Source organism: Streptomyces sp. NPDC004721, from assembly GCF_053601495.1.
Map to the genome: position 1 here is coordinate 30,694 of NZ_JBSGBZ010000004.1, position 20,378 is coordinate 51,071.

The following is a 20,378-nucleotide window of genomic DNA, read 5'->3' on the forward strand; positions in this document are numbered from 1 at the left end:
CCTTCTCCCCTTCGATGCCAGCGATCACCATAGCCACGCAGGCGCGTCACAGCACCAATTCACAAACCTTCCACGAGGACGTCGTCCTGGTAAGCGAGTTGAGCCTCGGGCCGCAGCCCGTGCCTACCTGCCCGGGCTGTCGAACGTGGTGTTCACCGGCCGGGGCTTCGCCACTTCACGCCCGTCTCACAGCCCTGTTGTGACTGACGCGCCAGCGTGCGAAGGCGGCCCCAGATGTGTTCCGCGGCCTGCCTCCCTCCGCAATCAGTGGTGACAGCCCCTCACGACCTCACCAGCAGTTGGAAGTCGAAGGTGTACCGGGACGCGCGGTACACGTGGGTGCCGTGCTCGACCGCGCGGCCGGTGTCGGCGTAGGCCGTGCGCTGCATGGTGAGCAGGGCGGCGCCCTCCCGCTCGTCGAGCAGGGGGGCCTCCTCGGCGGTGGCCGTGCGGGCGCCGATGGTCTGGCGGGCGCTGTGCAGGGTGATGCCCGCCGAGCGCATCACGCGGTACAGGCCCGTCGACTCCAGCCGGGCGGTGTCGGGTTCGAGCAGGGCCGCCGGCAGGTGGTTGCACAGGAACGCCACCGGCCGGCCGTGCGTGAACCGCAGCCGTTCCAGCACCGTGACCTCGGCGCCCTCCGCGAGGCCGAGCGCGGCGGCCACGTCGGCGGTCGCGGGCACCCGCTCGTTGCGCAGCACCCTGGTGGTCGGTCCCTGCCCGGCCGTCTCCAGGTCGTCGTAGAGACTGCTCAGCTCCAGGGGGCGCTTGACCCGGCTGTGCACCACCTGGGTGCCCACCCCGCGCCGCCGCACCAGCAGGCCCTTGTCGACCAGGGACTGGATGGCCTGGCGGACCGTGGGGCGGGACAGGCCCAGGCGCGCGGACAGGTCGATCTCGTTGCCCAGGAGGTTCCCCGGGGTGAGGAGCCCGCGTTGGATCGCGGCCTCCAGCTGCTGGGCGAACTGGTGGTACAGCGGCACCGGACTGCCCCGGTCCAGCACGAAGTCCAGGGAATCGAGCGCGCAGACGGTCCCGGGACGGGACCGGTCACCGGTCGTCGCCACGGCGGCACCCCCTCCGGGTCGGGTCGGGTGGGACACGGGCTCGAGCGGCCCCCGCCGGGGCGCGTTCACAGATGACGGCGGCGGGCGGCCACCTCGCGGTCGTAGCGCGCGCGGGCCCGGACGGCGGGCTCACGGGCGGACACCTCGGCCACCGGCACGTCCCACCAGGCCTCGGCCGGGGGAGCGGCCGGGGCGGGACGCTCCACGTCGGTCTCGACGTAGACGCACGTCGGTCGGTCGGAGGCACGGGCCGCCCCGAGCGCCCGGCGCAGCTCGCCGACCGTCTTGGCGCGCAGTACCTCCATGCCGAGGCTGGCGGCGTTGGCGGCGAGGTCCACGGGGAGGGGTGCGCCGGTGAAGGAGCCGTCGGCGGCGCGGTAGCGGTAGGCGGTGCCGTAGCGCTCGGCGCCCACCGACTCCGACAGGCCGCCGATGGAGGCGTACCCGTGGTTCTGGACCAGCACCATGTTGACGGGCAGGCCCTCCTGGACGGCGGTGACGATCTCCGTCGGCATCATCAGGTAGGTGCCGTCGCCGACCAGCGCCCACACCGGCGTGTCCGGCGCGGCCTGCTGCACGCCGATCGCGGCCGGGATCTCGTAGCCCATGCAGGAATAGCCGTACTCCAGGTGGTACTGGCGCGGGGAGCGGGTCCGCCACAGTTTGTGCAGGTCACCGGGGAGGGAGCCGGCCGCGTTGATCACCACGTCGTCGTCGCCCACGACCGCGTCGAGCGCGCCCAGCACCTGGCTCTGGGTCGGTACGGCGCTGTCGTCCTCGGCGCGGAACGCCGCTTCGACCACTCGCTCCCAGCGCTCCTTGCCGGCGCGGTACTCGGCCTCGTACCCGGCGTCCACACGGTGCCCGGCCAGCGCCTCCGTGAGCGCCGTGAGACCGGTCCGCGCGTCGCAGACGAGGGTGGTGGCCGCCAGCTTGTGGGCGTCGAACGCGGTGACGTTGAGGTTGACGAAGCGGACCTCCGGGTTCTGGAAGAGCGTGCCGGAGGCCGTGGTGAAGTCGGTGTAGCGGGTGCCGACGCCGACGACCAGGTCCGCGGTCCGGGCCAGGTCGTCACTGACGGCCGTGCCGGTGTGGCCGATGCCGCCGAGGTCGGCCGGGTGGTCGTGGCGCAGCGAGCCCTTGCCCGCCTGGGTGGAGGCGACCGGGAGGCCGGTGGCGTCGGCGAGCGCCTTCAGCGCGTCCTCGGCCCCGCTGTGGTGGACGCCGCCGCCGGCGACGACCAGCGGGCGGCGGGCGGCCCGCACGGCCCGTACCGCGTCGGCGAGTTCGGCCGGGTCCGGGGCGGGGCGCCGTACCCGCCACACCCGCTCGGCGAAGAACTCCTCGGGCCAGTCGAAGGCCTCCGCCTGCACGTCCTGCGGCAGCGCGAGGGTGACGGCCCCAGTCTCGGCCGGGTCGGTGAGCACCCGCATGGCGTTCAGGGCGGAGGGGATCAGGGCCTCGGGGCGGGTGATCCGGTCGAACCAGCGGGAGACCGGGCGCAGGGTGTCGTTGACCGACACGTCCGCCTCGACGGGGTGCTCCAGTTGCTGGAGCAGCGGGTCGGCGGCGTGCGAGGCGAAGTAGTCGCCGGGGAGCAGGAGCACCGGCAGGCGGTTGATCGTGGCCAGGGCCGCACCCGTGGCGAGGTTGGTGGCGCCCGGTCCGATGGACGTCGTGACCGCCTGCGTGGACAGCCGGCCGCACTGCCGGGCGTACCCGACCGCCGCGTGCACCATGGCCTGCTCGTTGCGGCCCTGGTGGTACGGCATGACGTCCTCGCCCGCCTCCATCAGCGCCTGTCCGAGACCGGCCACGTTGCCGTGGCCGAAGATGCCCCAGGTGCCGGCGATCAGCCGGTGCCGTACGCCGTCCCGCTCGGTGTGCTGGGCGGCGAGGAACCGCACCAGCGCCTGGGCGGCGGTGAGGCGGATCGTGGAGTGGCTCATCGTGACCTCACGGGGAAGGGGCGGTGTACAGGGGCAGGCGGGGGTCGACGGGCTGCTCGGGCCAGGTGCCGCGGATCCACGCGTGGTCGGGGTGGTCGCAGATCAGCCAGGCGCGCTCGGCGTCCGGGCCGGCCATGACGTTGAGGTAGTACATGTGGTGGCCGGGCACGGCCATCGACGGTCCGTGCCAGCCGTCCGGGATCAGGACCACGTCACCGCCGCGCACCTCGGCCAGCACGTCCGTCTCCCGGCCGGGACCGGACGGGGAGACCCGCTGGTAGCCGAGGCCGGGGGTGCCGTCGTGGGCGGCGAACTCGAAGTAGTAGACCTCCTCCAGGACCGACTCCTCGCCCGGCCGGTGCTCGTCGTGCTTGTGCGGCGGGAAGGAGGACCAGTTGCCGCCCGGGGTGATCACCTCCACGGCGATCAGCTTGTCGCACTCGAAGACGTCCGCCGCGCCGAAGTTGTTGACCTGGCGGGAGCAGTTCCCGGTGCCGCGCAGCTCCACCGGTACGCCGGACGCCGGACCGTACCGGGCGGGCAGGCGCCGGACGCAGCGGGCGCCGGTGAGCGCGAACCGTCCGCCGCCCGTGGACGAGACGGTCACGCGGGCGTCGCGGGGTACGTACGCGAAGTCGCTCACGCCGCTGAACACGCTCTCGCGGCCGGTCAGTTGGAACGTGTCACTGCCGAAGTCGTCGGCGGCGGCGACCGTGCAGCCGCCGCCGAGCGGCAGCACGATCCACTCGCTGTCGCCGGTGTCGAAGGTGTGCGAGCCGCCGGGCGGCAGTTCCAGGACGCGCAGGCTGGAGTGGCCCCAGCCGGCGGACTCCGGGTTCACGTCCACGACGTAGGGTCCGCCGAGGGCCTTTCCGGCGGGGAGGTGGTAGGGGCTGGTCACGAGATGCCTCCTTTTCGCAGCGGGATCACGGCGGATCACGGGCTGGAGCACGGGCGTCACGGCCCGGGCGAGGCCGGGGCGGGCCCGGACCGGAAGGGCCCCGTCACAGCAGGCTCACGGCCGTGTCGACCGCGCTCTCCACACTGCCCGCGGCCGGGTACAGCAGCGACCGGCCGACGACCATGCCCTGCACGGTGGGGAGCCTGAGGGCCTTGCGCCAGCGTTCGTAGGCGCCCTCCTGGTCGTCGCCGATCTCGCCGCCGAGCAGCACGGCCGGCAGCGTGGACGTCCGCAGGACCTCGGCCATGTCGTCCGGGTTCTCGGTGACGGGCAGTTTCAGCCAGGTGTAGGCGGAGGTGCCGCCCAGGCCCGACGCTATGGCGATGGAGCGGGTGACGGCCTCGGCGGACAGGTCGTTGGCGACCCTGCCGCCGGCGCGGCGCGCGATGAACGGCTCGACGAAGACCGGCAGACGCAGCTCCGCCATCTCGTCGACGGCCCGCGCGGTGGACTCCATGGTGCTCAGCGAGCCCGGGTCGTCGTAGTCGATGCGCAGCAGCAGCTTGCCCGCGTCGAAGCGGAGCCGGGCGATGTCGCGGGCGCGGTGCCCGGTGAAGCGGTCGTCCATCTCGAAGGAGGCGCCGGACAGGCCGCCGCGGTTCATCGAGCCCATGACGACCTTGCCGTCGAGCACCCCGAGGAGCAGCAGGTCCTCCAGGACGTCGGCGGTGGCGAGCACCCCGTCGACGCCGGGCCGCGACAGCGCGACGCAGAGGCGTTCGAGCAGGTCGGCCCGATTGGCCATGGCGAGTCTGCGGTCGCCGACGCCGAGCGCGCCGCGCGCGGGGTGGTCGGCGGCCACGATCATCAGCCGGCCGCTGTCGCCGATCAGCGGACGGCGCTCCCGGCGCGCGGCCGCCTCCGCGACGGCCTCGGGGTGCCGGGCACGGACCGCGGTGAGGTCGGGGATGCTGAGGGTCAAGGGGAGGCTCCGTTCAGGCAGTGGCTCGCGCGAGGAGGCCGTCGACCTCCGCACGGGTGGGCATCGCGGAGGAGCAGGCGAGGCGGGAGGCGACGAGGGCGCCGGCCGCGTTGGCGTACCGCATGGTCGTCGTGAGGTCCCAGCCGGACAGCAGGGCGTGGCAGAGCGAGCCGCCGAACGCGTCGCCCGCGCCGAGGCCGTTGACGACCTCGACGGGCACCGGCGGGACCTCGGCCCGGGTGCCGTCCCGGTGCACCGCGAGGACGCCCTTGGGGCCCTGTTTGACGACGGCCAGCTCCACACCGGCCGCCAGCAGCGCCTCGGCGCAGGCCTCGGGTTCGCGCACGCCGGTGGCGATCTCGCACTCGTCGACGTTGCCGACCGCCACGGTGGCGTGGCGCAGCGCCTCGGCGTAGTAAGGGCGGGCCTGGGCGGGATCCGGCCAGAACATTGGGCGCCAGTCGAGGTCGAAGACGGTGGTGCCCGCCTTGTCGCGCGCGGCCAGGGCGGCGAGCGTGGCGGAGCGGCTCGGCTCCTCGCTCAGGCCGGTGCCGGTGATCCAGAAGATCCGGGCCGCGCGGATCGCGGAGAGGTCCAGCTCGTCGGTGTGGATCTCCAGGTCCGGGGCCTTGGGCCGGCGGTAGAAGTACAGGGGGAAGTCGTCCGGCGGGAAGATCTCGCAGAAGGTCACCGGGGTCGGGTACGCGGCGACCGGCGTGACCCAGCGGTCGTCGACGCCGAAGTCCTTCAGCGCCTCGTGCAGATACGCGCCGAACGGGTCGTCGCCGGTGCGGGTGATCACCGCGGTGGAGCGGCCGAGCCGGGCCGCGGCGACGGCCACGTTGGCCGCGGAACCGCCGAGGAACTTGCCGAAGGTCTCCACGCGGGCCAGGGGTACGCCGGACTGCAGGGGGTAGAGATCGACCCCGATGCGTCCCATGGTGATCAGGTCGAACGACTGGGCGGACTCAACGGGCTCTGCCATGCGCGACGCTCCTCGAGCTGGGCTGGGGTGCGGATCCCAGGGGGCCCGGCGACGGTGGGGACACGGATCCCGGGGCCTGCCGCCTCCCAGATGTAGGACGCGGGCGGCCACACTGTCAAGAGTTTGTTCTTACATTCGGACTAGCTCGTGAACGGATGTCTTAACAAAGTATTGACAGCGGGCGCGCCAGGGGATTGGATCCGGTCCCAACGCACCAGCCGCGCAAGCGGCGCACGGCCCCGGAGCCGTCCTTGCCGGCTCTGGGCCCCGGACCTCCCGATGCCCTACCTTCCCCCGAGTTCCCCGAGTTCTCCCCCCGAGCTTTCCCCGAACCACAGTGAGGTGCAGGAAAGATGGACCGCTCTTCTCGCCGCTCCCGCGGAGTCGCCCCCCTCGTGGCCGTGACCGCGGTGGCGGCTCTGGCCCTCGCCGGCTGTTCCAGCGGCTCGGGCGGAAAGAAGGCCGAGGAGGGCGGAGACGGTGGCGGCACGGCGGGCAAGGCCGGCACGCCCCGGATGACGGTCGCGCTGGTCACCCACCAGGCGCCCGGCGACACCTTCTGGGACATCGTCCGCAAGGGCGCGGAGGCGGCCGCCGCCAAGGACAACATCAAGCTCGTCTACTCCGCCGACCCCAACGCCGGCACCCAGGCCAACCTCGTCCAGAACGCCATCGACCAGAAGGTCGACGGCATCGCCGTCACCCTCGCCAAGCCGGACGCGATGCGGAGCGTGCTGGCCAAGGCCGAGCAGGCCGGCATACCCGTGGTCGGGCTCAACTCCGGCCTGAACGACTGGAAGAAGCTCAACCTGCTGGAGTTCTTCGGGCAGGACGAGTCGGTGGCGGGCGAGGCGTTCGGCAAGAAGTTGAACGAGGTCGGCGCCAAGAAGGCCGTCTGCGTGATCCACGAGCAGGGCAACGTCGGCCTGACCCAGCGCTGCGACGGCGTGAAGAAGACCTTCCAGGGCTCGATCGAGAACCTCTACGTCAACGGCGCGGACATGCCGTCGGTGAAGTCGACGATCACCGCCAAGCTCAAGCAGGACGGCTCCGTCGACCACGTCGTCACCCTCGGCGCCCCCGTCGCGATGACCGCCGTGCAGTCGGTGGGCGACGCGGGCAGCAAGGCGCAGGTCGCCACCTTCGACCTCAACAAGGAACTGGCCGGCGCCGTCAAGAAGGGCGACATCGAGTTCGCCGTCGACCAGCAGCCCTACCTCCAGGGCTACCTGGCCGTGGACGGCCTGTGGCTGTACAAGAACAACGGCAACTACAGCGGCGGCGGCGAGCAGCCGGTGCTCACCGGACCGGCCTTCGTCGACAAGTCCAACGTCGAGAAGATCGCGGGGTTCGCCGCGAAGGGCACCCGGTGAGCGACATGTCCCAGCAGGCCGCACCGGCGGTGAGCACACCGCCGGCTCCCGGCTCCCAGCAGACCGACGGCCGTACCGTACGGCGCCCGCTGGCGCTGCGGCTGCTGGCCCGCCCGGAGGTCGGGGTCTTCCTCGGCGCCGTCGCCGTGCTCGTGTTCTTCCTCGTCGCCGCGCCCTCGGTTCGCCAGGGCGGCTCCATGGCGACGGTCCTCTACCAGTCGTCGACCATCGGGATCATGGCCCTGCCGGTGGCACTGCTGATGATCGGCGGCGAGTTCGACCTCTCCGCCGGTGTCGCCGTGATCACCTCGGCGCTCACCGCGAGCATGCTCAGCTACCAGCTCACGATGAACGTGTGGGCGGGGGTGATCGTCGCCCTGGCGGTGTCGCTGGGCATCGGCGCCTTCAACGGCTGGATGCTGGTGAAGACCGGCCTGCCGAGCTTCCTGGTCACCCTCGGCACCTTCCTGATCCTCCAGGGCGTCAACCTCGCCGTCACCAAACTGGTCACCGGCAACGTCGCCACCGACGACATCAGCGACATGGACGGCTTCGACCAGGCCAAGGCCGTCTTCGCCTCGTCCTTCGACGTCGGCGGTGTCGAGGTGAAGATCACCGTGGTGTGGTGGCTGGTCTTCGCCGCACTGGCCACCTGGGTCCTGCTGCGCACCAAGTACGGCAACTGGATCTTCGCGGTCGGCGGCAACAAGGACAGCGCCCGCGCGGTCGGCGTGCCCGTCACCTTCACCAAGATCACCCTGTTCATGCTGGTCGGCTTCGGCGCCTGGTTCGCGGGCATGCACCAGCTGTTCTCGTTCAACACCGTGCAGTCCGGCGAGGGCGTCGGCCAGGAGCTCATCTACATCGCCGCCGCGGTGATCGGCGGCTGCCTGCTCACCGGCGGCTACGGCTCCGCCATCGGCCCCGTCTTCGGCGCCTTCATGTTCGGCATGGTGAACCAGGGCATCGTCTACGCGGGCTGGAACCCCGACTGGTTCAAGGCCTTCCTCGGCGTGATGCTGCTCGGAGCCGTGCTCATCAATCTGTGGGTCCGCCGCACGGCGACCCGGAGGTGACCGACATGACGACCGACAAGGCGGCGACCCACGGAGCCGTCCTCCCCGACACCCCGCCCGCGCACGACGGGCCCGTCGTCGAACTGCGCGGCGCCGGCAAGTCCTACGGCAACATCCGCGCCCTGCACGGCGTCGACCTCGCCGTCCACCCGGGGCACGTGACCTGCGTACTCGGCGACAACGGCGCCGGCAAGTCCACCCTCATCAAGATCATCTCCGGGCTGCACCGGCACACCGAGGGCGAGTTCCTCGTCGACGGCGAACCGGTGCGCTTCTCCAGCCCGCGCGACGCCCTCGCCAAGGGCATCGCCACCGTCTACCAGGACCTCGCGACCGTCCCGCTCATGCCCGTGTGGCGGAACTTCTTCCTCGGCTCCGAGATGACCAAGGGCCCCTGGCCCGTCCGCCGCCTCGACATCGCCCGGATGAAGCGGACCGCGGACGAGGAACTGCGCAACATGGGCATCGTCCTGGACGACCTGGAACAGCCCATCGGCACCCTCTCCGGCGGCCAGCGCCAGTGCGTGGCCATCGCCCGCGCCGTCCACTTCGGCGCCCGCGTCCTCATCCTGGACGAGCCCACCGCCGCGCTCGGCGTCAAGCAGTCCGGTGTGGTCCTCAAGTACATCGCCGCCGCCCGTGACCGCGGCCTCGGCGTCATCTTCATCACCCACAACCCCCACCACGCCTACATGGTCGGCGACCACTTCAGCGTGCTGCGCCTGGGCACCCTCGAACTCAGCGCCGGCCGCAGCGACGTCGGCCTGGAGGAGCTGACCCACCACATGGCCGGCGGTACCGAACTCGCCGCCCTCAAGCACGAGCTGTCGCAGGTCCGCGGTGTCGACACCGAGGAGCTCCCGGAGGCGGAGGACCTCGCCGCACCCACCGCGCCCGCACCGGCACCCACCGAAGGGAACTGATGACATGGCCCCCGTGCTGGACCGCATCCGGGTCGGCTCCGCCCCCGACTCCTGGGGCGTGTGGTTTCCCGACGACCCCGCGCAGGTGCCCTGGGAACGCTTCCTCGACGAGGTCGCCGAGGCCGGCTACCCCTGGATCGAACTCGGCCCTTACGGCTATCTGCCGACCGACCCGGCCCGGCTCACCGACGAGGTGGCCAAGCGCGACCTCAAGGTCTCGGCGGGCACCGTCTTCACCGGCCTGCACCGCGGCCCGTCGGTGTGGGAGTCCACCTGGGAACACGTCAGCCAGGTCGCCGAACTCACCCGGGCCATGGGCGCACGCCACCTCGTCGTCATCCCCTCCTTCTGGCGCGACGACAAGACCGCCGAGATCCTGGAGCAGCCGGAGCTGACCGGCGAGCAGTGGGCGCACCTGACGCGGGGCATGGAACGGCTCGGCCGGCAGGTCAGGGAGACGTACGGCCTCGACATCGTCGTCCACCCGCACGCCGACACCCACATCGACACCGAGGCCCACGTCGAGCGCTTCCTCGACTCCACCGACTCCGATCTCGTCAACCTCTGCCTGGACACCGGGCACTACGCCTACTGCGGCGGCGACAGCGTCAAGCTGATCGAGACCTACGGCGAGCGTATCGGCTACCTGCACCTCAAGCAGGTCGACCCGGAGATCCTCGCCGAGGTGGTGGCGAACAAGGTCCCCTTCGGGCCGGCGGTCCAGCGGGGCGTCATGTGCGAGCCGCCGGCCGGAGTACCGGAGCTGGAACCGGTCCTGACGGCCGCGCAGGGACTCGGCGTGGACCTCTTCGCGATCGTCGAGCAGGACATGTACCCGTGCGAGCCGGACAAGCCGCTGCCCATCGCGGTGCGCACACGCAGGTTCCTCAAGTCCTGCGGTGCCTGACCCCGCCGAGGAAGGACGACGATGGCCCGGTCATCGACGCTGAACGTCGCCGTCATCGGCGTGGGCCGGATGGGCGCCGACCATGTCCGCCGGATCCAGGAGGTCGTCAGCGGGGCCCGGGTGAGCGCCGTCGTGGACGCCGACGCGGAACGCGCCTCGGCCGTCGCGGCCCACTCCGGCGGCTGCGCCGCGTACACCGACCCGGCCGCCGCGCTGGCCGCGGCCGACGTCGACGCGGTGCTCGTGGCCTCTTCGAGCCCGGCCCACGAGGGGGCACTGCTCGCCGCTCTCGCCCACGACCTGCCCGTCCTGTGCGAGAAGCCCCTCACCCCGGACCCGGCCTCCGCCCTGCGCGTGCTCGAAGCCGAGCAGCGGCTCGGCCGGCGGCGTATCCAGGTGGGTTTCATGCGGCGCTACGACCCGGAATACGTCCGGCTCGAACAGCTCCTGCGGACCGGCCGGCTGGGCCGCCCGCTGCTGCTGCACCACCGCCACCGCAACGTGGCCGCCCCGCCCGGATGGGCCAGCGAGCTGCTCATCAGCGACTCGCTCGTGCACGAGATGGACGTGACCCGCTGGCTGCTCGGCCAGGAGATCACCGCGGTGACGGTGCTGCGCCCCACGCCGTCCCGCGACGCCCCCGACGGCATCCAGGACCCGCAGTTCGTCGTCCTCGAGACGGACGGCGGCGTCATCGCCGACGCGGAGATCTTCGTCAACTGCGGCTTCGGCTACCAGGTCCAGGCCGAGGCCGTCTGCGAGCGCGGTACGGCCCGCGTCGGCGACGGCCACGCCATGGTCACCCAGACGGCGGGCCGCTGGGGCGGCACCATCGCCCAGGACTACCTCGAACGCTTCGACGACGCCTACGACCGCGAGCTGCGGGCCTGGATCGACTCCGTCCGCCACGGCACGGCCACGGGTCCCACCGCCTGGGACGGCTACGCCGCGGCCGCGGTCTGCGCGGCGGGCGTCCGGTCCCTGAGCGAGGGCGGCCGGGTCGAGGTGGAGCTGCCGGAACGCCCGGCACTGTACGGGTGACACCCGCCGCGCGCCTCGCCCGCCGCGCTACAGTCGGGGCGTACGGGAAGCACGAAACGTCGCGTTCTGCGTGCCGGTGGCGCAGTGGCGGGCAACTCCTCGACGGGGAGCGTAATGAGCACAGCGCGTGACCTGATGATCGTCGCCCTGGACCTGGAACCCAGCCGGTCGCTGGAGCGCGGGGACCTCTCCCTGGCGCTGGCCGGCGCCGAGGCGTACGACCTGCTGCGGGCCGAGGTGCTGGAGCTGGACGGCGACCGGATCGTGCCGCGGCCCCTGCCGGAGCTCGACGACCGGCTGCTGGACGAGGCCGCCTCCTCGCTGGTGCGCCAGGTACCGCACGAAACCCTGGAGGACTGGCTCTGGCGGCGCGGGCGCGGCCTGGCCCGGGCCTATCTGACCGCCCTGGAACAGGAGGGCCAGGTCACCTGGGAACGCAGCCGCTGGCTGCCCTTCCGGGGCGGCCGCTCGGTCCTCAGCGACACCGAGGCACGGAACCGCGCGGGCTACCGCTGGGCGGCCGACGAGCCGGTGCTGCTCACCCTCGCCGCGGCCGTCGGCATCCGCGACGAGATGACCGCGGCGGAGCCGGGCATCACCGACGACGCGGTCCTCACCGTCCTCGCCGCCGTCCACGACGCGGTGATGGAACTGGAGGCCGTCCGCCAGCGCAAGGCCATCGAGGACGCGGCCTTCGCCAACGTGTGGCGGGGCGCGTAGGCGTCGCCGACAGGCGGTGCCGCGGGGGCGCTCCTAAGCTGAGGGACGGCGCGGGTCAACCGCCCGCGCGATTCCGTCGGCGCACGCCGGCGGAATCGCGCGGCGTCCCCTCGTCCCCTGCTCGTCCGGGACGGCCGCGGGCTCGTTCCCACGCGCTTGGAGCCGGCGCATGACCCACGTACGTCCACGACTGCGACGGGGTGTCGCCACCGCGACCGCCGTCGGAATCCTCGTGGTGCCGCTCGCCGGCGGGACCGCCTTTGCCGGACCCCACGTCCGCCCCGGCGCCGCTTCCGTCACCGCGCCTTTGGGGCTGTCCCCGACCGGGGTGCGGAGACTGAGTCCCGACGTGGTCCGGCAACTCGACCAGGCCGTGCTGCGCGTCATGCGGCAGGCGGGCGTGCCCGGGGTGACCGTGGGGCTGTGGACACCGGACCAGGGGCAGTACGTCAAGTCCTTCGGCGTCGCCGACAAGACAACCGGGCGGAAGATGTCGCCCGACCTGTACATGCGGATCGGCAGCGAGACCAAGACCTTCACCGTGACGGCGCTGCTGCATCTGGTGGACCGGCACAAGGTGGGCCTGGACGACCCCGTCGGCAAGTACGTCGCCGGCGTGCCGAACGGGGACAGGATCACCCTGCGGCAGCTCGCCGGGATGCGCAGCGGACTGCCCGACTACACGGCCGACGCGGGCTTCCGCAAGGCGCTGGCCTCGGATCCGCGCCGGCCCTTCACCCCGAAGCAACTGCTCGCGTACGCCTTCGAGCACCCCGTGCTCTTCCCGCCGGGCCGGAAGTTCGACTACAGCAACACCAACCTCATCCTGCTGGGCCTGGTCGTCCAGAAGGCGAGCGGCCGACATCTCGCGGACTACGTCGGCACCCATGTGCTGCGGCCGGCCGGGCTCGACCAGACCTTCTTCCCGGCCGGGGCGCAGTTCCCCCGGCCGCACGCGCAGGGCTACACGAACCAGACGGCCAACGGAGAGGTGCAGGACGCGGCCGACTGGAACCCCTCCTGGGGCTGGGCGGCCGGAGCGATGGTCTCCAACCTCGACGACCTGCGCGTATGGGCGCGCACCGTCGCCACGGGCGTCCTGCCCGACGGCACCAGGCTCATCAGCCCCGCCTCCCAGAAGCAGCGGCTCACCACACCCCCGACCTCTGTCCCCGGCGCCGGATACGGCCTCGGCATCTTCGACGTGCGGGGCTGGATCGGCCACAACGGCTCACTGCCGGGCTACGAGTCCCTCACGGTCTATCTCCCCTCGGCGCGGACGACTCTCGTCCTCCTGCTGAACAGCGACATCGACGACAAGGGGACCGAGCCCAGCACCCTGCTCGGCGAGGCGATCACGAAGATCGTCACTCCGGGACACGTCTTCGACCTGCCGGCCCGGGCAGCCGCCCGGTGACCGGCCGCTCCATGGACTGACGACGTGTCCCGGGCTTCGACCGCACCTCCGGAACAGCCGCCCATGAGCGGGCAGACCGCCTGCGGCGCCGGCGCGCGCGGACCGCTGCGCACCTTCCTGCGCACCGAGACCGGCAGCGCCGCCGTGCTGCTCGCCGCCGCGGTCGCCGCGCTGGTGTGGGCCAACGTCTCGCCCGGAACCTACGAGTCGTTCTGGCGCACCCACGTGTCGTTCATGGTCGGCTCGACCGGGGTCTCGCTGGGACTGCGGGAGTGGATCAACAGCGGGCTGATGGCGCTGTTCTTCTTCGTCGTCGGCCTGGAGGCCCGCCGGGAGTTCGACATGGGGGAGCTGAGAGAGCGCAGGCGGCTCGCGCTCTCGGCGATCGCCGGGATCAACGGCATGGCCGTACCCGTGGCGATCTACCTGGCCCTCAACGCGGGCCACGCCACCGCACGGGGGTGGGGCGCGGCCATGTCCACCGACACGGCGTTCGCGCTCGGCATCCTCGCCGTCTTCGGCTCCCGGCTGCCCGGCGGTCTGCGCGTCTTCCTGCTCGGCGTCACGGTCGCCGACGACTTCCTCGCCCTCGCCGTCATCGCCTTCGCCTACAGCGGGACCCTCTACGTGCCCGCGCTGCTCACCGCGTTCGGCGTCCTCGCCGTGCTGATCGCACTGCGCCTGGCCGGCGTACGGATCTCCGTCGTGTACGCGTTCGTCGCCCTGGTCCTGTGGGGCGCGCTGCTGCGCTCCGGCGTCGACCCGGTGGTCAGCGGACTGGTCATGGGCCTGCTCACCTATGCCCACCCGGCCCAGCGGCACGCCCTGGAACGCGCCAGCCGGCTCTTCCGGCGCTTCCGCGAGCAGCCCACTCCCGAGCTGGAACGCACCCTGCGCCGGGGCCTGGCCACCGCGCTGTCGCCCAACGAGCGGCTTCAGCGCATGCTCCACCCCTGGACCAGCTATCTGATCGTGCCGCTGTTCGCGCTGGCCAACGCCGGTCTGCCGCTCGGCGCGGCCCGGCTCGCGGACGCGTTCACCTCACCCGTCACCGTCGGCATCCTGCTCGGCTACGTCGTCGGCAAGCCGATCGGCATCGTCGGCTCCACCTGGCTCGCCGTGCGGCTGAGCCGCGGGCGGCTGCGCCCGCCGATCGGCTGGGGCGCCATCACCGCGGGCGGCGGCCTGGCCGGGGTGGGCTTCACGGTCTCCCTGCTGATCGCCACCCTCGCCCTCCGCGGGACCCGGCTGGAGGAGGCGAAGATCGGCATCCTGGCGACCGTCCTGTGCTCCTTCGCCGTCACCTGGTTGGTGACCGGGGTCCTCTCCCTGCTGCCCCCGCGCCGCCGAGTCCGCGCGCTGCTGGGCCGCGGCCGGGTCCTCGTCGATCTCGGCGAGCCCGTCGACCCCGAGCGCGACCACGTCCGCGGCCCGCTCGACGCCCCGGTGACCCTGGTCGAGTACGGCGACTACGAGTGCCCGTACTGCGGACTCGCCGAGCCGGTCGTGCGGGAGCTGCTCGCCGACTTCGGCGACGACGTGCGCTACGTCTGGCGGCACCTGCCGCTGACCGACGTCCACCCGAACGCGCAGCTCGCCGCCGAGGCCGCGGAGGGCGCCGCCCGCCAGGGCCGCTTCTGGGAGCTGCACGACGTCCTGATCAGCCACCAGGGTGACCTGAGCCCCAAGGACCTCCTGCGCTACGCCGAGCAGATCGGCCTCGACGTGGACCGCTTCCGCCGGGACCTGCGGGAGCGGACGGGCGCGCAGCGGGTGGCCGACGACGTGGAGTCGGCCGACCTCAGCGCCGTCTCCGGCACCCCCACCTTCTTCGTCAACGGCCGCCGCCACCACGGCGCCTACGACATCACCACCCTCACGACAACAGTCCGCACAGCCCGCGAACGCGCCACACTCGCGGGGGCGGGCCCGCAGCCCTGACGACGCGGGCCCGCTGGGCCGGTCGCGTGGCCCGTAGGGGCCGCGTTGCCGGTCTTGCGTCGGTGGGTCAGGCGGTTCGTACCTCGTCGATGCGTACCGGGCGGTGTTCGTGGAGGGAGAGGGTGCAGGCCTCGGCGATCCAGCCGGCCTCCAGGGCGTCCGCGACCGTGCACGGGGAGGGGAGCCGGCCGGCCACGACCTCGGTGAACGCGGTGAGTTCGGCGCGGTAGGCGGCGGTGAAGCGGTCCATGAAGAAGTCGTGCGGGGTGCCGGCGGGGAAGGTCACCCCGGGTTCGACGGAGCGCAGCGGCAGTTTGTCGTCCAGGCCGACGGCGATCGAGTCCTCGAAGCCGTGCAGCTCCATGCGGACGTCGTAACCGCGGGCGTTGTGGCGGCTGTTGGAGACCACCGCGATCGTGCCGTCGTCCAGGGTGAGCACCGCCCCGGTGGTGTCGGCGTCGCCCGCCTCCCTGATGTGGTTGGCGCCCCGGTTGCCGCCGACGGCGTACACCTCGGTCACCTCCCGCCCGGTCACCCAGCGGATGATGTCGAAGTCGTGCACCGAGCAGTCCCGGAAGATCCCGCCGGAGGCGGCGATGTACGCGGCCGGCGGCGGCGCCGGGTCGAGCGTGGTGGACCGCACGGTGTGCAGCCTGCCCAGCTCGCCCGCCCGCACCGCGGCCCGGGCAGCGGCGAATCCGGCGTCGAAGCGGCGGTTGTAGCCGATCTGCACGGGCACACCGCTGCCCTGGACGGCCTTGAGGACCTCGACGCCCTCGGGCATGGTGCGGGCCACCGGCTTCTCGCAGAAGACGGGGACACCGGCGTCGACGGCGGCGAGGATCAGCGCCGGGTGGGCGTCGGTCGCGGCGGCCACCACGACGCCGTCCACCCCGGCGGCCAGCACCGCCTCGGCCGAGTCGGCCACCTCGGCCCCGAACCGCTCGGCGGCGGCCTTGGCCGCGTCCGTGAACGGGTCGGCGAGGACGAGCGACTCGACCGTGTCGAGTCCGGAGAGGGTCTCGGCGTGGAAGGCGCCGATCCGGCCGAGGCCGAGGATTCCGATACGCATGGGGGCTGATGCTCCTTTGGTGCGTGGGTCGTGCGTGGGTCGTGCGTGGGTGGTGCGTGGTCGCGCGCGTGGTGCGGCAGTACGTCAGTCCAGTCCGCCGAGCACGTTCTGGTCCCAGTCGATCACGGAACCGGTGACCACCCCGGACCGCTCGGACAGCAGCAGGACCACGAAGTCGGCGATCTCGTCGGGCCGGCCGAGCCTGCCCATCGGCAGCCGCTCCCCGGCCCGCTCCCGCCAGTCGTCACCGGCGCCGTGGAAGGCACGCTGGGTGGCGTCCTCGCCCTCGGTCGCGGTCCAGCCGATGTTCAGGCCGTTGATCCGTACCCGGTCGAAGCGGTGGGCGTGCGCGGCGTTGCGGGTGAGCCCGGCCAGGCCGGCCTTGGCGGCGACGTACGGCGCCAGGAACGGCTGCCCGCCGTGCGCCGAGGACGTGATGATGTTGACGACCGTGCCCGGCGCCCCGCGGGCCACCATGTCGGCCACCGCCGCCTGCATCGCGAAGAACGGCCCCTTGAGGTTGACCGCGATGTGCGCGTCGAACAGCTCGGGCGTGGTGTCGAGGAGCGTGCCGCGCGAGGTCAGCCCCGCGGAGTTCACCAGGCAGTCGATCCGTCCGTACGCGGAGACCACCCGCGCCACCGACCCCTTGGCCTGCTCCGCGTCGGCCAGGTCGGCCCGGACGAACATCGCCTTGCCCCCGGCGGCCGTCAGCTCCGCCACCAGCGCCTCGCCCGGCTCGGTCCGCCGCCCGGTCACGGCGACCACGGCGCCCTCGCGGACGGCGGCCCGCGCGATCGCGGCCCCCACGCCCTGGCTGCCGCCGTTGACGAGGACGACCTTGCCGTGCAGCAGTCCGTCCGCGGTTCCTTCGAGAAGTCCCATGGCTTTCCTCAGCTCTCGCGTCGCTCGGCACCGGCCCGCAGCTCCGCGCGGAGCGCGTCCGGTGTCCACTCCTCGCGCACCGCCCGCCGTACGAGGTCCGCCTGCGAGGGCGGGGCCAGCCCGTCGACCGGCGGATCGCTGTCGAGGTTCGTGGGGAACGGGTAGCCCTCGGCGCTCGCGGCGACGACGCGGTCCAGCCATGCGGCGTCGGCACCCTCCGCCTTGCGCTTGAGCAGCACCGGGAAGACGGCGCCCGCGACGGCCTCGCGGTCCACGGTCTCCATCGCGCGCCCGAAGGCGGAGGAGACCTGGAGCAGGTTGGCCATGCGATGGATGTCCGCCGACCGGTTCGTCCCGGCGGCGTGGAAGAGCGCCGGGCTGAAGAAGACCGCGTCCCCCTTGGCCAGCGGCAGTTGCACGTGGTGGTCCTCGAAGTAGGCCTGGAACGCGGGCAGTCGCCAGGCGAGGTACCCCGGCTCGTACCGCTGCGAGTACGGCAGGTACATCGTCGGACCGGACTCCACGGGCATGTCGCAGTGCGCGACCGCGCCCTGGAGGGTCAGCACGGGGGAGAGCCGGTGGACGTGCGCCGGGTAGGCGGCGGCGACCTCGTTGGCCAGGAAGCCCAGGTGGTAGTCGCGGTGCACGGTCTGGGCCGCGCCGCCCGGGTTGACCACGTTGATCTGCGAGGTGACCTGGTAGCCGGGGCCCAGCCAGGCCTCGCCGACCAGCGCCAGGACGTCGTTCGCGTAGTAGTCGGCGAACGCCTCCGGATCGTGCAGCGCCGCCTTCTCCAGGGCGTTCCATACCCGGTCGTTGGCGCCCGGCTTGGCGAAGTGGTCCCCGGCGCCCGCGCCCGAGGCGCGCTGCTCGGCGATCAGGGCGCGGAAGACGGCGGTGGCCCGGTCGACCACCGCGGTGTCGGGGAAGGCGCCCCGGAACACCACGATGCCGGGGCCCTCGTCCAGGGCGCGGACCAGTTCGGCCCGTAGGGCGTCGCGGGCGGCGAGGCCGGCGGGCCCGCGCAGCCGCTCGGCGTCGTAGACGAGGACGTTGCGGTCCACCGACGAGGCGTGCGGATAGTCGGCGGCGTCGGTCGCTCGCTCGACGAGCGCGCGGAAGGAGTCGAGGTCGCAGTCCTGCTCGGACAGCCGGACGCGGCGGTGTACGGGGGTGGAGGACATCGTCGTCCTTTCGGTCGTCGGGCGACGCGGCCACGGGAACGGTCGTCGGGCGGGCTCGGTGACGGGGACGGTCATGGGCGGACTCGGGGACGGTGACGGGCGGACCCGGTCCCGGACCCGGTCGTCGGCGGACCTGGTCACGAGGGCCGTCGCGTCCTGCCATTCTTGTCAGTACAAACACCTCGAACAACCAGCAGCGAGCCATCAAAAACCCCTCAGGGACCCACCCAAGGAGCCTGCGCATGGGTCACCCCTTCCCGATCCGCGAGATAGCACGTCAGGCAGGGCTGAGCGAGGCCACCGTCGACCGGGTGCTCAACGGCCGCGGCGGGGTGCGGGAGAGCACCGCGCGGGAGGTGCGCCGGGCCATCGCCGACCTCGACCGGCAGCGCACCCAGGTCCGGCTGGTGGGCCGCACCTTCATGGTCGACATCGTGATGCAGGCGCCCGAGCGGTTCAGCACCGCCGTACGGACCGCCCTGGAGGCCGAACTGCCGTCCCTGCACCCGGCCGTGGTGCGCTCCCGCTTCCACTTCCGCGAGACCGGTCCGGTGCGCGAGCAGATCGCCGTACTCGACCGGATCGCGCGGCGCGGCTCGCAGGGCGTGATCCTCAAGGCCCCGGACGTCCCCGAGGTCACCGCGGCGGTCGGCCGGCTGGTGGCGGTCGGCATCCCGGTCGTCACCCTGGTCACCGACCTGCCCGCCAGCGCCCGGTTCGGCTACGTCGGCAGCGACAACCGGGCGGCGGGCGCGACGGCCGCGTACCTGATGGGCCAGTGGCTCGGCGACCGGCCCGGCAATGTGCTCACCAGCCTCAGCAGCGGCTTCTTCCGCAACGAGGAGGAACGCGAGATGGGCTTCCGCGGCGCCATGCGCGCCCGCCACCCCCGGCGGGTGCTGGTGGAGATCGCCGAGGGGCAGGGCCTGGACGCCACGCAGTACGACCTCGTGCGGGCCGCCCTGGAACGCGACCCGGAGATCCGCGCTGTCTACTCGATCGGCGGCGGCAACATCGCCACCCTGCGGGCCTTCGCGGACCTCGGCCGCGAGTGCGCGGTGTTCATCGCGCACGACCTCGACCAGGACAACACCCGCCTGCTGCGCGAGCACCGCCTGTCCGCCGTGCTCCACCACGACCTGCGGCAGGACATGCGGGAGGCCTGCCACCTGGTGATGCGGGCCCACGGCGCCCTGCCGCCCGCGGGACCGACGCTTCCGTCGGCGATCCAGGTGGTGACCCCGTACAACATGCCGCCGCACCCGGTGGCCGGCTGAACCCCGCGGCGGGCCTCACAGGTTGATCGCGTACGCCTTGCGCAGCGTCTCGTGCACCGTCCACGTCGTGCGGTCGCCCTCGCGCAGCACCGCCATGTCGCCGGGGCCGACGCGCAAGGTCGGCCCGCCCTCGACCTCGATGGTCGCCGAGCCGCTGATCACCACGAACAACTCGTCCGCCTCGGTGTCGGTGACGACCCCGGGGGTGATCTGCCAGATCCCACGGATCTGCCGGCCGTCGGCCGACTCCCAGACCACCTTGCCGGTCACCTCGGGCGTCCCGGAGACGATCTGCTCCGGTTCGAGCGGCTCGGGCACGAGGTCGGCGTCGGGAACGTGCAGAACGAAACTGTGCGTCATGCCGTGACCCTAGCCGGGGCGGACGGCACGGGAACGCCGACAGAGTGTGGGGCATCGGCCCCGGCCCGAGGACACTTCGTCGCTTCCGGCGGGAAGCCCGGCATGTATGAGGTCTCCCTGGCCTCCGGCCTGTGCGCGGTGCCCCCGGCCCGGCGGCCGGCTGCCGGCCGCCGACCGCGGCGACCGGGGCTTCACGGCCTTCGCTCTGGCCGGTGTCTCCTCCATGGTCTTCATCGGAGTCGCGGGCCTGCGCGCCCCGAGGAACCCCGCGCAGAGCAGCCTCCGACGGGACCTCCTGGCCGCGAGCTGACACTCCCG

Annotated in this window: 19 protein-coding genes; 10 read left to right on the forward strand and 9 right to left on the reverse strand. The window is 72.6% G+C overall.

What is annotated here, in order from left to right; all coding sequences use genetic code 11:
- Nucleotides 1–281: 281 nt before the first annotated feature.
- The 5 genes from ACWEK3_RS04430 to iolC all read right to left on the reverse strand — a co-directional run bounded on the left by ACWEK3_RS04430 (nucleotide 282) and on the right by iolC (nucleotide 5,884).
- On the reverse strand, nucleotides 282–1,067 hold the full coding sequence (locus ACWEK3_RS04430; protein ID WP_450545593.1) for a GntR family transcriptional regulator: 786 nt from the start codon (nucleotides 1,065–1,067) through the stop codon (nucleotides 282–284).
- 65 nt (nucleotides 1,068–1,132) lie between these two features.
- Entirely contained in the window at nucleotides 1,133–3,016 is a 1,884-nt protein-coding gene (iolD, locus tag ACWEK3_RS04435; protein WP_453248906.1) for a 3D-(3,5/4)-trihydroxycyclohexane-1,2-dione acylhydrolase (decyclizing), read from the reverse strand.
- Nucleotides 3,017–3,023: 7 nt separating this feature from the next.
- Nucleotides 3,024–3,917: a 5-deoxy-glucuronate isomerase gene (gene iolB / locus ACWEK3_RS04440; protein ID WP_450545597.1), complete on the reverse strand. Its 894-nt coding sequence runs from the start codon at nucleotides 3,915–3,917 to the stop codon at nucleotides 3,024–3,026.
- Between the two features lie 103 nt (nucleotides 3,918–4,020).
- A complete protein-coding gene (locus ACWEK3_RS04445; RefSeq protein WP_453248907.1) occupies nucleotides 4,021–4,899 on the reverse strand; it encodes a Cgl0159 family (beta/alpha)8-fold protein in 879 nt (292 codons plus the stop codon).
- Nucleotides 4,900–4,912: 13 nt separating this feature from the next.
- Nucleotides 4,913–5,884 carry a 5-dehydro-2-deoxygluconokinase gene (gene iolC / locus ACWEK3_RS04450; protein ID WP_453248908.1) on the reverse strand — a complete coding sequence of 324 codons (972 nt, stop codon included), beginning with the start codon at nucleotides 5,882–5,884 and terminating at the stop codon, nucleotides 4,913–4,915.
- 353 nt (nucleotides 5,885–6,237) lie between these two features.
- Between iolC and ACWEK3_RS04455 the strand changes: the two genes are divergently transcribed.
- The 8 genes from ACWEK3_RS04455 (at nucleotide 6,238) to nhaA (ending at nucleotide 15,282) form a co-directional block, all read left to right on the forward strand.
- Complete coding sequence (locus ACWEK3_RS04455) at nucleotides 6,238–7,257, forward strand: sugar ABC transporter substrate-binding protein (RefSeq protein ID WP_361415680.1); 1,020 nt, start codon at nucleotides 6,238–6,240, stop codon at nucleotides 7,255–7,257.
- Between the two features lie 5 nt (nucleotides 7,258–7,262).
- Entirely contained in the window at nucleotides 7,263–8,333 is a 1,071-nt protein-coding gene (locus ACWEK3_RS04460) for an ABC transporter permease (RefSeq protein WP_365419803.1), read from the forward strand.
- Between the two features lie 5 nt (nucleotides 8,334–8,338).
- Nucleotides 8,339–9,256, forward strand: coding sequence for an ATP-binding cassette domain-containing protein (locus ACWEK3_RS04465; RefSeq protein ID WP_365774734.1), 918 nt, complete (start codon nucleotides 8,339–8,341; stop codon nucleotides 9,254–9,256).
- Nucleotides 9,257–9,260: 4 nt separating this feature from the next.
- Nucleotides 9,261–10,163, forward strand: a complete 903-nt coding sequence (locus tag ACWEK3_RS04470; protein ID WP_453248909.1) for a sugar phosphate isomerase/epimerase family protein — start codon at nucleotides 9,261–9,263, stop codon at nucleotides 10,161–10,163.
- A 21-nt stretch (nucleotides 10,164–10,184) separates the two neighbouring features.
- Nucleotides 10,185–11,204 (forward strand): Gfo/Idh/MocA family protein, encoded by a 1,020-nt coding sequence (locus tag ACWEK3_RS04475; RefSeq protein WP_453248910.1) that lies wholly within the window; start codon nucleotides 10,185–10,187, stop codon nucleotides 11,202–11,204.
- A gap of 114 nt (nucleotides 11,205–11,318) precedes the next feature.
- A complete protein-coding gene (locus ACWEK3_RS04480) occupies nucleotides 11,319–11,924 on the forward strand; it encodes a GOLPH3/VPS74 family protein (RefSeq protein WP_390725452.1) in 606 nt (201 codons plus the stop codon).
- 169 nt (nucleotides 11,925–12,093) lie between these two features.
- Complete coding sequence (locus ACWEK3_RS04485) at nucleotides 12,094–13,341, forward strand: serine hydrolase domain-containing protein (RefSeq protein WP_450545607.1); 1,248 nt, start codon at nucleotides 12,094–12,096, stop codon at nucleotides 13,339–13,341.
- Between the two features lie 63 nt (nucleotides 13,342–13,404).
- A complete protein-coding gene (gene nhaA / locus ACWEK3_RS04490; protein ID WP_453248911.1) occupies nucleotides 13,405–15,282 on the forward strand; it encodes a Na+/H+ antiporter NhaA in 1,878 nt (625 codons plus the stop codon).
- Nucleotides 15,283–15,349: 67 nt separating this feature from the next.
- Here nhaA and ACWEK3_RS04495 read toward each other — a convergent pair whose 3' ends face one another.
- From ACWEK3_RS04495 to ACWEK3_RS04505, 3 genes are all read right to left on the reverse strand, one after another.
- Nucleotides 15,350–16,354, reverse strand: a complete 1,005-nt coding sequence (locus ACWEK3_RS04495) for a Gfo/Idh/MocA family protein (protein WP_453248912.1) — start codon at nucleotides 16,352–16,354, stop codon at nucleotides 15,350–15,352.
- Between the two features lie 84 nt (nucleotides 16,355–16,438).
- Nucleotides 16,439–17,239 carry an SDR family oxidoreductase gene (locus ACWEK3_RS04500; RefSeq protein ID WP_453248913.1) on the reverse strand — a complete coding sequence of 267 codons (801 nt, stop codon included), beginning with the start codon at nucleotides 17,237–17,239 and terminating at the stop codon, nucleotides 16,439–16,441.
- Between the two features lie 8 nt (nucleotides 17,240–17,247).
- Complete coding sequence (locus ACWEK3_RS04505) at nucleotides 17,248–18,423, reverse strand: phytanoyl-CoA dioxygenase family protein (protein WP_450545613.1); 1,176 nt, start codon at nucleotides 18,421–18,423, stop codon at nucleotides 17,248–17,250.
- Between the two features lie 242 nt (nucleotides 18,424–18,665).
- On the opposite strand from ACWEK3_RS04505, the gene ACWEK3_RS04510 reads away from it, so the two are divergent.
- A complete protein-coding gene (locus tag ACWEK3_RS04510) occupies nucleotides 18,666–19,700 on the forward strand; it encodes a LacI family DNA-binding transcriptional regulator (protein ID WP_453248914.1) in 1,035 nt (344 codons plus the stop codon).
- 15 nt (nucleotides 19,701–19,715) lie between these two features.
- Here ACWEK3_RS04510 and ACWEK3_RS04515 read toward each other — a convergent pair whose 3' ends face one another.
- Entirely contained in the window at nucleotides 19,716–20,060 is a 345-nt protein-coding gene (locus ACWEK3_RS04515; RefSeq protein ID WP_361415658.1) for a cupin domain-containing protein, read from the reverse strand.
- 106 nt (nucleotides 20,061–20,166) lie between these two features.
- On the opposite strand from ACWEK3_RS04515, the gene ACWEK3_RS04520 reads away from it, so the two are divergent.
- On the forward strand, nucleotides 20,167–20,370 hold the full coding sequence (locus ACWEK3_RS04520; protein ID WP_450545618.1) for a hypothetical protein: 204 nt from the start codon (nucleotides 20,167–20,169) through the stop codon (nucleotides 20,368–20,370).
- The last annotated feature ends 8 nt before the right edge of the window (nucleotides 20,371–20,378 follow it).